This is a genomic window from Tenacibaculum sp. SDUM215027, assembly GCF_050566205.1.
Classification (GTDB): Bacteria; Bacteroidota; Bacteroidia; order Flavobacteriales; family Flavobacteriaceae; genus Polaribacter.
In genome coordinates this window covers 1,175,858-1,189,989 of the sequence record NZ_JBNXUE010000001.1, presented here as the reverse complement: position 1 = coordinate 1,189,989, position 14,132 = coordinate 1,175,858, and the positions used below count along the sequence as shown (strand labels likewise).

General features: G+C 31.9%; 15 protein-coding genes and 1 riboswitch. Of the genes, 8 read left to right on the top strand and 7 right to left on the bottom strand.

Annotated features, from left to right (window positions below):
• Positions 1-77 precede the first annotated feature (77 nt).
• The 6 genes from ACQYZ7_RS05625 to ACQYZ7_RS05600 all read left to right on the top strand — a co-directional run bounded on the left by ACQYZ7_RS05625 (position 78) and on the right by ACQYZ7_RS05600 (position 7,564).
• The gene (locus ACQYZ7_RS05625) at positions 78-1,448 is read left to right on the top strand and encodes a saccharopine dehydrogenase family protein (protein WP_430728784.1); all 1,371 of its coding nucleotides are present in this window, start codon (positions 78-80) and stop codon (positions 1,446-1,448) included.
• A gap of 112 nt (positions 1,449-1,560) precedes the next feature.
• Complete coding sequence (locus tag ACQYZ7_RS05620; protein WP_430728783.1) at positions 1,561-2,130, top strand: Crp/Fnr family transcriptional regulator; 570 nt, start codon at positions 1,561-1,563, stop codon at positions 2,128-2,130.
• A gap of 82 nt (positions 2,131-2,212) precedes the next feature.
• Positions 2,213-3,487, top strand: a complete 1,275-nt coding sequence (locus ACQYZ7_RS05615) for an NAD(P)/FAD-dependent oxidoreductase (RefSeq protein ID WP_430728782.1) — start codon at positions 2,213-2,215, stop codon at positions 3,485-3,487.
• A gap of 6 nt (positions 3,488-3,493) precedes the next feature.
• Positions 3,494-4,249 carry a DJ-1/PfpI family protein gene (locus ACQYZ7_RS05610; RefSeq protein ID WP_430728781.1) on the top strand — a complete coding sequence of 252 codons (756 nt, stop codon included), beginning with the start codon at positions 3,494-3,496 and terminating at the stop codon, positions 4,247-4,249.
• Positions 4,250-4,358: 109 nt separating this feature from the next.
• A riboswitch (cobalamin riboswitch) is annotated at positions 4,359-4,545 on the top strand.
• Positions 4,546-4,734: 189 nt separating this feature from the next.
• The gene (gene metE / locus ACQYZ7_RS05605; protein ID WP_430728780.1) at positions 4,735-7,059 is read left to right on the top strand and encodes a 5-methyltetrahydropteroyltriglutamate--homocysteine S-methyltransferase; all 2,325 of its coding nucleotides are present in this window, start codon (positions 4,735-4,737) and stop codon (positions 7,057-7,059) included.
• A 76-nt stretch (positions 7,060-7,135) separates the two neighbouring features.
• Positions 7,136-7,564 (top strand): acyl-CoA thioesterase, encoded by a 429-nt coding sequence (locus ACQYZ7_RS05600; protein ID WP_430728779.1) that lies wholly within the window; start codon positions 7,136-7,138, stop codon positions 7,562-7,564.
• Between the two features lie 40 nt (positions 7,565-7,604).
• Here the strand turns inward: ACQYZ7_RS05600 and ACQYZ7_RS05595 are convergent, their stop codons facing one another.
• The 4 genes from ACQYZ7_RS05595 to ACQYZ7_RS05580 form a co-directional block, all read right to left on the bottom strand.
• Positions 7,605-8,324: a tRNA1(Val) (adenine(37)-N6)-methyltransferase gene (locus ACQYZ7_RS05595; protein WP_430728778.1), complete on the bottom strand. Its 720-nt coding sequence runs from the start codon at positions 8,322-8,324 to the stop codon at positions 7,605-7,607.
• Positions 8,325-8,512: 188 nt separating this feature from the next.
• Positions 8,513-9,175, bottom strand: coding sequence for a tRNA (5-methylaminomethyl-2-thiouridine)(34)-methyltransferase MnmD (gene mnmD, locus ACQYZ7_RS05590; RefSeq protein WP_430728878.1), 663 nt, complete (start codon positions 9,173-9,175; stop codon positions 8,513-8,515).
• Between the two features lie 7 nt (positions 9,176-9,182).
• Positions 9,183-9,602 (bottom strand): hypothetical protein, encoded by a 420-nt coding sequence (locus ACQYZ7_RS05585; RefSeq protein ID WP_430728777.1) that lies wholly within the window; start codon positions 9,600-9,602, stop codon positions 9,183-9,185.
• Positions 9,602-10,114 (bottom strand): DUF4920 domain-containing protein, encoded by a 513-nt coding sequence (locus ACQYZ7_RS05580; protein WP_430728776.1) that lies wholly within the window; start codon positions 10,112-10,114, stop codon positions 9,602-9,604. Before ACQYZ7_RS05580 ends, ACQYZ7_RS05585 begins: the two co-directional genes overlap by 1 nt.
• Before the next feature lie 120 nt (positions 10,115-10,234).
• Here ACQYZ7_RS05580 and ACQYZ7_RS05575 point away from each other — a divergent pair, with 120 nt between their 5' ends.
• Together ACQYZ7_RS05575 and ACQYZ7_RS05570 are read left to right on the top strand one after the other, a co-directional pair.
• Positions 10,235-11,284, top strand: coding sequence for a branched-chain amino acid aminotransferase (locus ACQYZ7_RS05575; protein ID WP_430728775.1), 1,050 nt, complete (start codon positions 10,235-10,237; stop codon positions 11,282-11,284).
• 68 nt (positions 11,285-11,352) lie between these two features.
• Complete coding sequence (locus tag ACQYZ7_RS05570) at positions 11,353-12,258, top strand: TlpA family protein disulfide reductase (protein WP_430728774.1); 906 nt, start codon at positions 11,353-11,355, stop codon at positions 12,256-12,258.
• A gap of 40 nt (positions 12,259-12,298) precedes the next feature.
• On the opposite strand, the gene ACQYZ7_RS05565 is transcribed toward ACQYZ7_RS05570, so the two are convergent.
• Genes ACQYZ7_RS05565 through ACQYZ7_RS05555 form a run of 3 tightly spaced genes read right to left on the bottom strand, consistent with a single transcriptional unit; the run spans position 12,299 to position 14,108 of the window.
• Positions 12,299-12,685, bottom strand: coding sequence for a hypothetical protein (locus tag ACQYZ7_RS05565; RefSeq protein ID WP_430728773.1), 387 nt, complete (start codon positions 12,683-12,685; stop codon positions 12,299-12,301).
• 10 nt (positions 12,686-12,695) lie between these two features.
• Complete coding sequence (locus tag ACQYZ7_RS05560; RefSeq protein WP_430728772.1) at positions 12,696-13,376, bottom strand: HAD family hydrolase; 681 nt, start codon at positions 13,374-13,376, stop codon at positions 12,696-12,698.
• On the bottom strand, positions 13,377-14,108 hold the full coding sequence (locus ACQYZ7_RS05555) for an SDR family NAD(P)-dependent oxidoreductase (RefSeq protein WP_430728771.1): 732 nt from the start codon (positions 14,106-14,108) through the stop codon (positions 13,377-13,379). It lies immediately after the preceding gene.
• Between the last annotated feature and the right edge of the window lie 24 nt (positions 14,109-14,132).

Here is a 14,132-nt window from a genome sequence, read left to right as displayed (position 1 = left end):
GACTGTTTTTGTTTAAATTTAAACTTTTTTAGCGATATTGTCGCCTCTAAACTTATTGATAACAAAAATACATTATAATGAGAAATATATTGATAATTGGTGCTGGTAGATCAAGCTCTTCACTTATAAAATATTTATTAGATAAATCTTCACAAGAAAACCTACATATAACTATTGGTGATGTTTCATTAGATAGTGCTCAATCTAAAGTTAATAATCATTCAAATGCTACCGCTATTCAGTTAGATGTTTTTAATGCTGAAGAACGCTCAAACGCAATCCAAAAAGCAGATATCGTTATTTCTATGTTACCTGCTCGTTTTCATATTGAAGTAGCTAAGGATTGTATTACTCACGGAAAACACATGGTTACTGCCTCGTATATTTCTGATGAAATGAAAGCATTAGATGAAGAAGCTAAAGCAAAAGGTTTGGTATTTATGAATGAAATTGGTCTGGATCCAGGAATCGATCATATGAGTGCAATGCAAGTTATAGATCGTATTAAAGAACAAGGCGGAAAAATGTTATTATTTGAGTCTTTTTGCGGTGGATTAGTTGCTCCTGAAAGTGATACTAATTTATGGAACTATAAGTTTACTTGGAACCCAAGAAATGTTGTATTGGCAGGTCAAGGTGGTGCTTCAATGTTTATTCAAGAAGGAACCTATAAGTATATTCCATACCAAAAGTTATTTAGAAGAACTGAATTTTTAACAATTAACGGTAGTGGAAAATTTGAAGCGTATGCAAACCGTGATTCTTTGAAGTATAGAAGTATTTATGGTTTAGAAGATATTAAAACCATGTATCGTGGAACCATTCGTAAAGTTGGTTTTTCTCGTGCTTGGAATGTATTTGTTCAATTAGGAATGACTGATGATACGTATACTATTGAAGATTCTGAAAACATGAGTTATCGTGATTTCACAAACCTTTTCTTAGCGTATTCTCCTTCTGATTCTGTTGAGTTAAAGTTCCGTTCGTATACAAAGATTGATCAAGATGATTTAATGTGGGATAAATTTGTAGAGTTAGACATTTTCAACCCAAATAAAAAAGTAGGATTGAAAAACGCGACTCCAGCTGAAGTTTTACAAAAAATATTGATGGACTCTTGGACTCTTGAAGCCGAAGATAAAGATATGATTGTAATGCATCATATTTTTGGATACCAATACAAAGAAGATAAGTTCCAAATAGAAAGTAGTATGGCTATTAAAGGTAATGATCAAACTTACACTGCAATGGCAAAAACTGTTGGTTTACCTGTAGCCATGGCTACCGTACGTATTTTAAATGGTGATATTACGACTCCTGGTGTACAACTACCAATCAACAAAGAAGTGTACGAACCAATTTTAAAAGAGCTAGAAGATTACGGAATTAATTTTGTTGAAAAAGAAGTGCCTTATTTAGGATATAATCCCGAGAGCATAAAAGGGTAAAATCTTCCAGAACTAATAAAAAAGGCACCAATACATTGGTGTCTTTTCCTTTTAAAACTAAAGAGCGTCTTTATAAAGTTAGTATTTTTACACTTCAATACTACACTAGCATATGGCTGAAAGCATTTTAAAAAATCACATCAAAAGTTACACAGATCTTTCAGAAGAAGAATTAACTGAAGTACTTTCTTTTTTTGACTGTCAGTCCTTCAAGAAAAAAGAAACTTTATTACCTACAAGTAACCGTTGTGATAAACTGTTTTTTGTTGTTAAAGGCTGTTTACAATTATATTTTATTGATGATTTAGGCTATCAAAAAACTACACAATTTGCTTTAGAAAATTGGTGGTTAACTGATTTTTTAGCTTTTCAAAATCAAAAACGCTCTAACTTTACTATAGAGACAGTTGAAAATTCTGTAGTTTTTTCAATCTCTTCTTCAAAATATAATAAGTTATTAAATCAATTCCCTCTGCTAGAAAAGTACTTCCGAAATATTTACGAAACAGCTTATGGAGCTGCTTTAATGCGTTTAAAATACATAAACAGTTACTCTAAAGAAGAAATGTATTTTAGGTTTAAAGAAGATTTCCCTGAATTTGTACAGCGAGTTCCTCAATATTTACTAGCTAGTTTTTTAGGGTTAACTCCTGAATACTTAAGTGAAATTAAAAGAAAATAACTTTTCTTAAGCCAGTTTATTTTTTACTAAAACCTACTTAACTACCTTTGTACTTATATTAATTTAAGGGCATAATAGCATTATGAAAAATATAAAAAAACTTGTCGTTGTTGGCGGCGGGTTTGCTGGATTAGAACTTATAAAAGGATTAGGAAATTCAGAAGATTATCAGATTATTTTAGTAGATAGTAACAACTACAATTTCTTCCCCCCTTTAATCTACCAAGTATCCACAGGTTTTATGGAGCCATCTGCAATTAGCTATCCATTCAGAAAAATTTTAAGAAAATTTAAAAACGCCCGTTTTCGACTCGGTACTCTTGAAAAAGTTGTTCCAGAAGAAAACAAAATAGTGGTAAGTAATGGAGAAATAGAGTATGACATCTTAGTAATGGCTACTGGTACAGAAACTAACTTTTTTGGAAACAAAAGCATTGAAAAGTACAGTTTACCAATGAAAACTATTAGCGATGCCTTGTCTCTTAGAAATGTTATTTTAACTCGATTTGACCGTGCTACTAGAATCCACAATCCAGAAGAAAGGAAAAAGTGTTTAACTTTTGTTATTGCAGGAGCTGGACCTACTGGAGTTGAACTCTCAGGAATTTTAGCTGAAATTAAAACTTCAATTATAATAAAAGATTACCCTGAGCTAGATGAAAATGATTTTGGTGAAATACACCTAATTGATGGTCAAGATTCTGTTTTAGCACCAATGTCTAAAAGAGCACAAGAATACACTTCTAAAAAATTAAGTGAACTAGGGGTTAAGCTAACGATGAATACAATGGTTAATGACTTTGATGGCGAAACCGTGTATTTGTCAAACGGAGAAGAAATACATACTAAAAACCTTATATGGGCAGCTGGTGTATCTGCTAAAACATTTGATGGTTTTTCAAAGGAGGGTTTTGGTGCTGGTAGAAGGTTAAAAACAAATCAGTTCAACCTAGTACATTCATATGATAACATTTATGCTTTAGGGGACTGTGCTTTGATTTTAGGAGACGAAGACTATCCTAAAGGACATCCACAATTGGCGCAACCTGCCTTACAACAAGCAAAAAACTTAGCTAAAAATCTTAATAAGAAAAATAATAAATGGAAAGCTTTTCAATACACTGATAAAGGTTCTCTGGCTATTATTGGAAGAAACAAAGCTGTACTTGACTTCCCTGGACAGAAACAATCTTTAAAAGGTTTTATTGCTTGGCTAATTTGGATTTTTGTACACATTATGGGGCTTGTAAACTTTAAAAACAAAGTAAGAACTCTATACAACTGGTTGGGATACTACATATATAAAGACCAATATTTTAGAATGATTATTAAACCTACAGAAAGAAATAAAAAATAAAAAAACATGAAAAAAGTTAGCTTTATAACAATGCTGGTATTTGTAATTATTGCTATCAGCTGTAATTCTAAGAAATCGAAATCCAACGAAAAAACTGAAAAAGTTGAACAAGTTATATCTCCATCTGATACACTTACTAAACATCTAAAACCTTTTAATCCTGAATTACCAACTATAGGACTTTTAATGTTTAATGGTGTTTTACAAGGAGAAGTTATTGCAACGTCAGATGTATTTGGAAAAGTAGACAAAGATGGTAAACAACTTTTTAATGTAGTAGCTATCGCTGAAACAACAAAACCAATTACCACCGAAGAAGGAATGCATTTTGTTCCTGACTATACTTTTGATAATTGCCCTAAATTAACAGCTTTATTTGTACCAAGTGCTTATGATATGTATGCACAAGTACATAATGATAAAATTGTAGATTTTATAAAAACAAAAAACCAAGAAACTCAATACACTGTTAGTAATTGTGCTGGTGCCAATTTAATTGGTAAATCAGGTATCGCTGATGGTCATAAAATTGTAACATGGATTGGTGGTGGTGTGCAATTGCAAAAGGATTATCCTAATTTAAAAGTGCAAAATGACAGCTTGGTAACTTTTGTTAAAGATGGTAAGTTTTTATCTTCAAACGGAAATTTAGCTAGTTATATCTCAGCTTTAGAACTACTCGAAATCATGACAAATACTGAACATAGAAAATTTGTTGAAAGCTACTTATATCTAGATCAACTTAAAAACTGGGAAAAATAACAAAATTTAAAATCTTGTTAAAACTCAAGAAGCATCAGTATACTGATGCTTTTTTTATTACCTGTTCTAAAAAAATAATACATACATTTACCCCGATAAGTTCTTTACATACTTCATCAACCGGAAAGGTTTTACTTAGCTGTAGATTAATAGGGAATCGTGTGCAAATCACGAGCTGTCGCGCAACTGTAAGTAACACACCAAAGGTTTTTATCCTAGAGTATCCACTGCCAAAAGCGGGAAGGATGATAAAAACTGTTATAAGTCAGGAGACCTGCCTATTCGGATATTGACAATGCTTTCGCGATTTGAAGCTTTTGGGTCATACCGATGATATATTTTTAACGCACACTTTCTCTTATGAAATGCTGTGCTTTTTTGGTATGTCATTATTTTTTTCCTCAACCATCACATTGTTTTTTAGCATTGCGAAGCATCTAAAAGAACTTTTAAAATTAATGTTTAATTATAAAAGTTAAAAAGAAATGCAAACGCACATTCTTGGCTATCCGCGTATTGGTAGCAACAGAGAACTCAAAAAAGCCTGCGAGCAATATTGGTCGGGCAAAACTAGTTTACAGGAACTTCTTGAAACAGGAAGAAACATCTGTCAACAAAACTGGAAAACACAACAAGAAGCAGGAATAGACCTTATTCCTTGTAATGATTTTTCTTATTACGATCAGGTGTTAGATATGACACTTAGTGTTGGTGCTATTCCTAAACGTTACAACGAAGTAGCTTTAAAAACTTCAAACTCTGAGCTTGATCTTTATTTTGCCATGGCAAGAGGATATCAAAAAGATGAACTTGATATTACTGCTATGGAAATGACTAAGTGGTTTGATACTAATTACCATTACATTGTTCCTGAGTTTCATAAAAATCAGGAGTTTAAACTATTCTCTAATAAAATTGTTAATGAATTTGTTGGAGCTAAACAATTAGGAATTAATGCTAAACCTGTAATTATTGGTCTGGTTAGCTACCTTCTTTTAGGTAAAGAAAAAGAAGAAGGTTTTGATAAGTTAGATTTAGCCTCAAAGTTACTTCCTGTTTATATTGAAATACTTCAAGAACTTCAAGCCCAGGGTGCAGAATGTATTCAATTTGATGAACCATTTTTAGCATTAGATTTAAGCGAAAAAGCCAAAGAGACCTATCAATTTATCTATAATGAGATTAGAAAAAAGTTTCCAAAACTAAAGTTTATGGTAGCTACATATTTTGAAGGTCTAAAAGACAATATTTCATTAGCTAACACACTACCTATCGACACATTACACATCGACTTAGTTCGTTGTGAAGACCAACTAGACGATGTATTAGACACTCTTCCTGAGAATAAATCTCTATCATTAGGTATTGTAGATGGAAGAAACATTTGGAAGAATGACTTTGAAAAATCGTTACAACTTATTCAAAAAGCGACCAATAAATTAGGTTCTGATAGAATCTTTATTGCTTCTTCTTGTTCCTTGTTACACTCTCCTTGCGATTTAGAGTTAGAAACATCTCTAGATAATGATATAAAACAATGGCTTGCTTTCGCTAAGCAAAAACTTACAGAAGTAAGTTTATTAAAAAAACTATCTGAAAACACCACTAACAAAACTGTTTTAAATGCTTTTGAAGAAAACAAAAAAGCTATTGCTAGCAGAAAATCTTCTTCTTTAATTCACCACAATGATGTAAAACAACGTGTTGATGCCATTACTGAAGTAGATTCTCAAAGAAAAAATGCCTTTTCTATTCGTAAAAAAGCACAAGAAAAAGTATTGAGTTTACCATTATTTCCTACTACAACCATTGGTTCATTCCCTCAAACTAAAGAAGTAAGAAGCTGGAGAGCTCAATTTAAAAAAGGCACCTTAAATAGTGAGGAATATAAATATTTGCTAAAAAAAGAAACTCAAAAAACCATTCAATGGCAAGAAAAAATAGGGCTAGATGTTTTGGTTCATGGTGAATATGAGCGAAATGATATGGTAGAGTATTTTGGTGAACAACTTGCTGGAGTAACTTTTACAAAAAAAGGTTGGGTTCAAAGTTATGGTAGCCGCTGTGTAAAACCTCCTATTATTTACGGTGATGTTTATCGACCTCATCCAATGACTGTTTACTGGTCACAATATGCTCAATCTTTGACTGATAATTGGGTTAAAGGAATGCTAACAGGACCTGTTACTATTTTACAATGGTCTTTTGTACGCGATGATCAACCTCGTTCAACTACCTGTAAACAAATTGCATTAGCTATTCGCGATGAAGTTACGGATTTAGAAAAAGCGGGTATTCGAATTATTCAAATTGATGAACCTGCCATAAGAGAAGGGCTTCCTCTACGAAAATCAGACTGGAAAAATTATCTAAAATGGGCTGTTGAAGCTTTTAAAATTTCATCTTGTGGTGTAGATGATGCTACACAAATACATACACACATGTGTTATTCAGAATTTAACGACATCATTCAAAACATTGCTGATATGGATGCCGATGTTATTACTATTGAATGCTCGCGTTCTCAAATGGAATTATTAAATGCTTTTGCTGATTTTAAATACCCCAATGAAATTGGTCCTGGAGTGTATGACATTCATTCACCTAGAGTTCCTTCTATTCAAGAAATGACTGAACTCTTACACAAAGCTCAAAAAGTTATTCCAGCCTCCCAACTTTGGGTAAATCCTGATTGTGGTCTTAAAACCAGACATTGGGATGAAACAGAAAAAGCTTTACTTGCTATGGTTTCGGCTGCAAAAGAAGCTACATCAAACTACACCTCTAACAGCTTAGAAACTATTAGCTAATAATAACTAATTAAAACGTGCCCAAAAATGTTAAACTTTTTGGGCACTAATTATCATATAAATTCCCACTAAAAAAATGACCACAGAAGAAAAAATAGCACAATCGGAAACACGTATTTTTAAAGCTGTATTTCCAAACACAACGAATCATTATGATACGTTATTCGGAGGAACTGCCATGCAATTAATGGATGAAGTTGCTTTTATTACTGCAACACGATTTTGCAGACAAAAAGTTGTAACCGTAAGTAGTGATAAAATTGATTTTAAAAAACCAATTCCTGCTGGAACTATTATTGAATTAGTAGGAAAAGTAAGTTATATAGGTAACAAAAGTTTAAAGGTTACCGTTAAAATCTTCACTGAACAAATGTACTCACAACATAGAGAAAAAGCTATCGAAGGTGAATTTACTTTTGTTGCTATTGATGAGAATAAAAACCCAATCGAAGTTATAAAAACTGACACTCAAAAACTCCATTCTTCACAACAAGAACTGAGTTAACATTAAATGACGTTTTTGGAAAAGGTATCCACTTAAAAAATTACATCTTCAAATAAAAATCTTTGGTTAAAGTTACATAGGCATCAGTATACTGGTGCCTTTTTGTTTCTATAATCAATTCTTCTTCTTGAATTGAAGTTTCAGTAAATGAAAATTCTAACAAACTACGCTTTATTTCTGACGTTGGATTTCCTTTTACTCTACAAACCCTGTTTAAGTATAAGTTATGTTTTTTAGCTAACTTAATAAAATCCGCTTCTTCTTTAAACGGTATAATGGTTGAGAACCTTCCGTTTTCGGACAATATTTCACTTACCCCCTGTATTAACTCTTCAAAAGACAATGAGCTTGTAAATCGTGCTTTATTTCTCGCTACATTTTCCGTTTCATAATCATCAGTATAAAATGGCGGGTTTGAAACAATTATATCGTACTCTTCTTCTTCCTCTGCCATTTCTTCTACAAACTCTACAAAAGAAGCGTTATAGCAAAAGAGTCTATCTCCCCAATCTGATTGCTCAAAATTTTCTACAGTTTGTTCATAAGCACTTTCATCAACTTCAACTGCATCAATAGTCATCGCATCACTTCGTTGTGCTAACATCAATGAAATAACACCTGTACCAGAACCAACATCTAACATTGTATCAGGATATTCTCCTAAATCACACCATGCACCCAACAATACTGCATCGGTACCAATTTTCATTGCTGTTTTATCTTGGTGTACTGTAAACTCTTTAAATTGAAATGGCTTCATTTATAAAAATCTCCCAAGAATTTTTTCTGCATTGAAAAACAAATACAATACAATGATTAATAAGATTACTAGAAATAACCCTTTTTTAGGGTTTCCTTTTTTTCGGTTACCAAAACGTCTTTTAAACTCCATTTGTTTGTTTTCTATTTACTACACTAATTGCATTAGGCTTTTAATTACGTTAAATGTTACTCACCACTTACTTTTGTTCCTCGCAACATCTCTCTTTTTCCTGGAGGCCCAGGTAAGCGCTCTACATCAAAACCTACCGTTTGCATTGCTCGTCGTACACTTCCTTTTGCTGAATAGGTTACCAAAACTCCTCCTGGTTTTAACGCAGCAAACATGATTTTAAAAATATCTTCTGTCCACAAATCAGGTTGTACTTTTGCTCCAAAAGCATCAAAATAAATCAAGTCAAAATAATTTTCATCGGTAATTTCAGCAAAAAACTGTTTACGTTTTATCAATGAAAAATCAGGAGTAATATCGTGCTTTTCTTCCCAAGAAACTTCATGAATTTTCTCAAATAGTGTTTGCTTACCCTGAGCTTCCAACTCTACTACATAATTTAGTTTTTCAACTTCTTCTTTTGCTACAGGATATGCCTCTACTCCAACATAATCAACTTTCTTTCCTGCTTCTAACAACGTGATAAAGCAATTGAGTCCTGTACCAAAACCTATTTCTAAAATAGAGATACTTTTAGCATCTACATGCTTTAGTCCATTTCTAATAAATACATGATATGCCTCTTGTATTGCACCGTGCTTAGAATGATATTGTTCATTCCAATCTGGTAAATGAATGGTTGTAGAACCATCTGACGTTATGATAATTTCCCGTTTTATAACTAAACTATTTAATCAGTAATTTTTTAATTCTCGGTATTGGCCCAGTGCAAGTTGTTTTATGACAGGCAATACAACTATTTACAGCTTGGTTAAAATTCTGTTTTAAAGAATCTTTTGATCCCGAATACACTTGCTGCATATTTTGAATATACAGTTTTGAAAAAGCTTCAAAACTTGTATTTCTATCTGCTGGATCAGTTAAAACCGCAGAATGAATATTCAGATAAGTTTCAGGAAAGTCACCTATTGATTCTCCTTCTAAAATTTTGTTCTTAATGGTCATATTTCCTTCATACATAGCGTTCATTAAGGCTGCCATTTCTGAAGATTGATACATAATAAGTTTCTCTTTTGGTTCTTTCTTTTCTTCTTTACAAGAAAAAAACACCAAAGACATCAATAAAACAACAATTAATTGTTTCATTATTTCTTCATTAATACTCCATCAGCTTCAAAAGCATAGGTGTATTTTGGTTCCGTAATTTTTGCTATTTCTTCTTCCGACTTTCCTGCATCTTTAGCATAATGTTGTAATTCATCTACAGAAATTTCAGTAACAAAAGCTTTTCCGTTTACTACTACTTCTTTGTTATCTGCGTTTAAAGGCATAAAAAAACCATAATCTTTAAAGCGCACCATTGACTCTTGTTCTTCACCTAAATCTAGCTTCATCCAACACCCCTTTTTCTTACATACTTCATTAATTGTTGAAGTAAACTTTACACTTAGGGTGTCTCCTTTTTTTAAATTTTTAAATTTAGTTCTCATTTCTTCAGCAGAAATAGCATCCACATCTGTAATATCATCACCAAAAGATGCATACTCTATCTTTTGCTCTTTTATGTTATTTGCATTAGAAGTTTCATCTTTCTTTTCAACCTTGCAAGAGATAAATACTACACTTAAAACCATAGCAAAAACTAGTAGTCTTTTCATTTTCAAAATTTTAAAATTAACATTCAACAAATATACTTATATTTCTTCAAGCGAGGAGCTAAACTCAAAATATACCACTAGATTTCGTATCTTCGTGGCACTTCTAAAAACAATCACATAATGAATATTGATATTGAGCTTATACAAGAGTCGAAAATAGATACGGTAGATTTTAACAACTTAGCATTTGGTCGCACCTTTACTGACCATATGTTAGTATGTGACTTTGCCGACGGAGAATGGAAAACACCTACAATTATGCCTTACGGACCTTTATCTTTTGAACCTTCGGCTAGAGTTTTTCATTACGGACAAGCTGTTTTTGAAGGAATGAAAGCCTATAAAGATGAAAATGATGATGTGTTTTTATTTCGTCCAGATGAAAACTTTCATAGAATTAATAAATCCGGTGCTCGTTTAGCGATGCCCCCAGTTCCTGAAAATGTATTTTTTGAGGGATTAAAAAAACTTCTTAAATTGGACAACGCTTGGATTAAAAAAGGAATAGGAAACTCGTTATATATTCGTCCGTTTATTATTGCTTCTGAAGGAGCTATAGCTGCTTCTCCTGCCGAAGAATATAAGTTTATAATTATTTGTTCTCCTGCACAATCATATTATGCTGGTGAAGTTAGAGTTCTTTTTGCTGAAAAATATAGTCGTTCTGCTGATGGTGGTGTTGGTTTTGCAAAAGCGGCTGGTAACTATGCCGCTCAATTTTACCCTACTAGTTTAGCGCATAAAGAAGGGTATCAACAAATTGTTTGGACTGATGCTAATACACACGAATACTTAGAAGAAGCAGGTACAATGAATATCTTTTTTAGAATAGGAGATAAACTTGTAACTGCACCAACAAGTGATCGTATTTTAGATGGTGTTACTCGTAAATCAATTATTCAACTAGCAAAAGACTATAACATAGATATTGAAATTAAAAGAGTATCAGTTGCTGAAATTAAAGAAGCAGCAAAGCAAGGTGAACTAAAAGAAATTTTTGGTTCTGGTACTGCTGCTGTAATCAATCCTATAAAAGGGTTTAAACACCAAAATGATACTTTTGAATTACCAGAAGTAAGTGATTCTTATGCTTCTTTCTTTAAAGAAAAACTACTTAACATACAATACAACAAACTAGAAGATAAGCACAACTGGAGGGTTAAAATTTAATCATTTCATTAAAAAAAGCTATATTAGTAAACAGAATTAAGTTTTTTTAACAAAAAATTCTAAAAGAAATGAGAAATATTGTACTGGCTTTATTATCAATAGGAGTAGGTTTTGCAATTTCATTTTTTGGGTTAGATATTTATTCTAATTCAATTTTAAATGAAGATAAAACCATAGCTCAAAGTAATGAAGTAATTACTTCCAAAGAAGAAGAAGCTCCTATTAATAAAGATAATACTCCTGAAGAAACCTTAACTACTGAAGACTCTTCGACAGATTCATTTTCTGTTGATACTGAAGATATTCAAAAAAGCTTTGATAACTGGGAAGCTTACACTAAGGGAAATATTGATTTAATGTCAACTTTCATTCCTATGGATGACAAGGGTGCTATTATGGAAAAAGGTATCTTTTTAACCTTACTTCGTACTGGTGCATACATTCCTATTAAGTCTGAAAAAGATGGTAAAGTACAATATCAGCTTACAGGTATTGATGATTCTTCGAATGAAAAAATAAAAAAATCAATCGTTAGCAAGGCTTCAATAGCACATCAATACTTTAAAATGGAAGGTAAAAAACTTCCTAATTACAATTTTGTTGATTTAAATGGTAACGCACACAATAAAGCTGACACGAAAGGAAAATTGTTAGTGCTAAAATGCTGGTTTATTACTTGTAAAGTATGTGTTGAAGAATTTCCTGAATTAAATAAGTTGGTAGATAAGTACAAGGATGAAAAAATTGAATTTGTTAGTTTGGCTTTTGATAAAAAAGATGAACTGATTAAATTTTTAGAAACCAAAGAGTTTAAATATCCAACTATCCCTGAGCAAAAGGATTACATGACTAAGAAACTAAAAGTTAAACAATATCCTACACACTTAATTATAGATTCTAATGGTATCATTATTAAAATGGTTAATAATGTTAAAACATTAACTTCGGAACTAGAAAGAATTATGGGTAAATAAAAGAACAAAATAAAAAAGACTCCTCAATGAGGAGTCTTTTTTATTTATCTAAGATTTCTTTAATGTTTGGTTTAAAGTAATTTGGTCCTTTCAGTACTTTTCCGTCTTCACGATAAATAGGTGTACCATCTTCTCCTAATTTACTCATATTACTTCGTTGTATTTCATTGAATACTTCTTCTATTTTATGTTGCATTCCGTGTTCAATTATCGTTCCACATAAAATATACAACATATCACCTAAAGCATCAGCCACCTCAACCAAATCGTTATTTTCAGCTGCTTCTAAATACTCCTCATTCTCTTCTTTCATTAAGTTGTAACGAAGTAAATTCCTTTCTCTACCAATATTAGCTGTAGGCTTATTTTTAATTCCTAATCCAAATGCGCTATGAAATTCATGTACTGCTTCAATTCTTTTTTTCATTCTATATAACTTATATAATTTGTAATTCTGTTTTTACTTTTTGAAAATCAAACCTTGTCCAATCTTCTATATGACTCTTAATTCCTTCTGCTTCAAAATCTGATAAATTTTTATTTCTAATACCTAAAAAATTCACTCCTAAGTTTTTTGCAGTTCTTAAACCCCAAATACCATCTCCTACCGAAATAATATTTTTAAACTCTTCTACTTGAAAATAGTTTTTTGCTTTTTTAATTGCAGAATTTACAATCTCCTCTCTTGTAAACAGATTATTTGAAACTTCTACTAAACTTGGAACAAAGTTTATATTTGCTTGCTCTAATTTAATCAAAGCTGGTTTGAGCAAAGAACCTGTTGCAAAACAAATAGCATAATCTGTTTCTTTCATAAAAAAATCTATTATCACTCCAGCTCCCTGTATCTCTTGAGTTTTTGACAATGTTAATAACAGTTCAGTCATTTTCTCTTCAAACCCTGAGATAAAAGACAAACTAAACTCTTTATTAAAATTGGTTTCATAGTTCCTTTTTAAAATATAACTATCAGTCATATTCTTATAGCTTTTCCAGTCTCGGTTAATCTTAGTTATACCAAAACTTTTCATAGCTTCTACATAAGCCTTTTGATGTTGATTCTCACTTTTAGTTAATGTATCGTCAATATCAAATACTATTAAGTTTTCTTTCTTCATTTAGGTCGCCATCTTTAAAATTCTTGCTGGTACAATTTTTAGCACCCAAGCAATGAGCCTCCATCGCTTTGATATATAAGCTACTCGTTTTTTACGTTTTATTGCTGAATATATTTGATTAACCGCTTTTTCTAGAGGTACCATCCAAAAGATACCGTCACCTAATGCCATTGGTGTATCAACAAATCCTGGGCGAATATCAGTAATAAAAACTTTTTTTGTTTTAATGGACTTGGTTTTTATATATAAGCTCTCTAAATACGCTTTTTGGTAAGCTTTTGATGAAAAGTAATCTGGCGCAGCTCTGTTTCCTCTGATTGACGCTATGGAAGAAATTCCTACTAAATGCCCAAAGCCTTGCTTTTTAAAAAGTTTATATGCTAAGGCATATAATTTTGTTACTCCTAAAACATTCGTATTTATAGTCTGCTCTTGCTTATCCCAGTCTAGTTTAGGGTTTACAAATCCAACTCCTGAAGACTGTATCACTAAATGAGCTTCTCCTAATTCATCCACTATCTCATTAAACACTTTTTCTACCTCCTCTACTTGTTGAATATCATTTTGCTTAATGAGTATTTGATTAGGGTGTGTGTTTTTAAGCTCCTTTAGCTTTTCAAATCTTCTTCCTGTAACCGCTACAATATAATTTTCTTCTATTAGTCTTTCTACTAGCCCTTTTCCAATACCTGAAGTACCTCCAAAAATAATTGCTGTTTTAGTTTTTTCCATTCTAAAATCATTCTTTAACTTTGC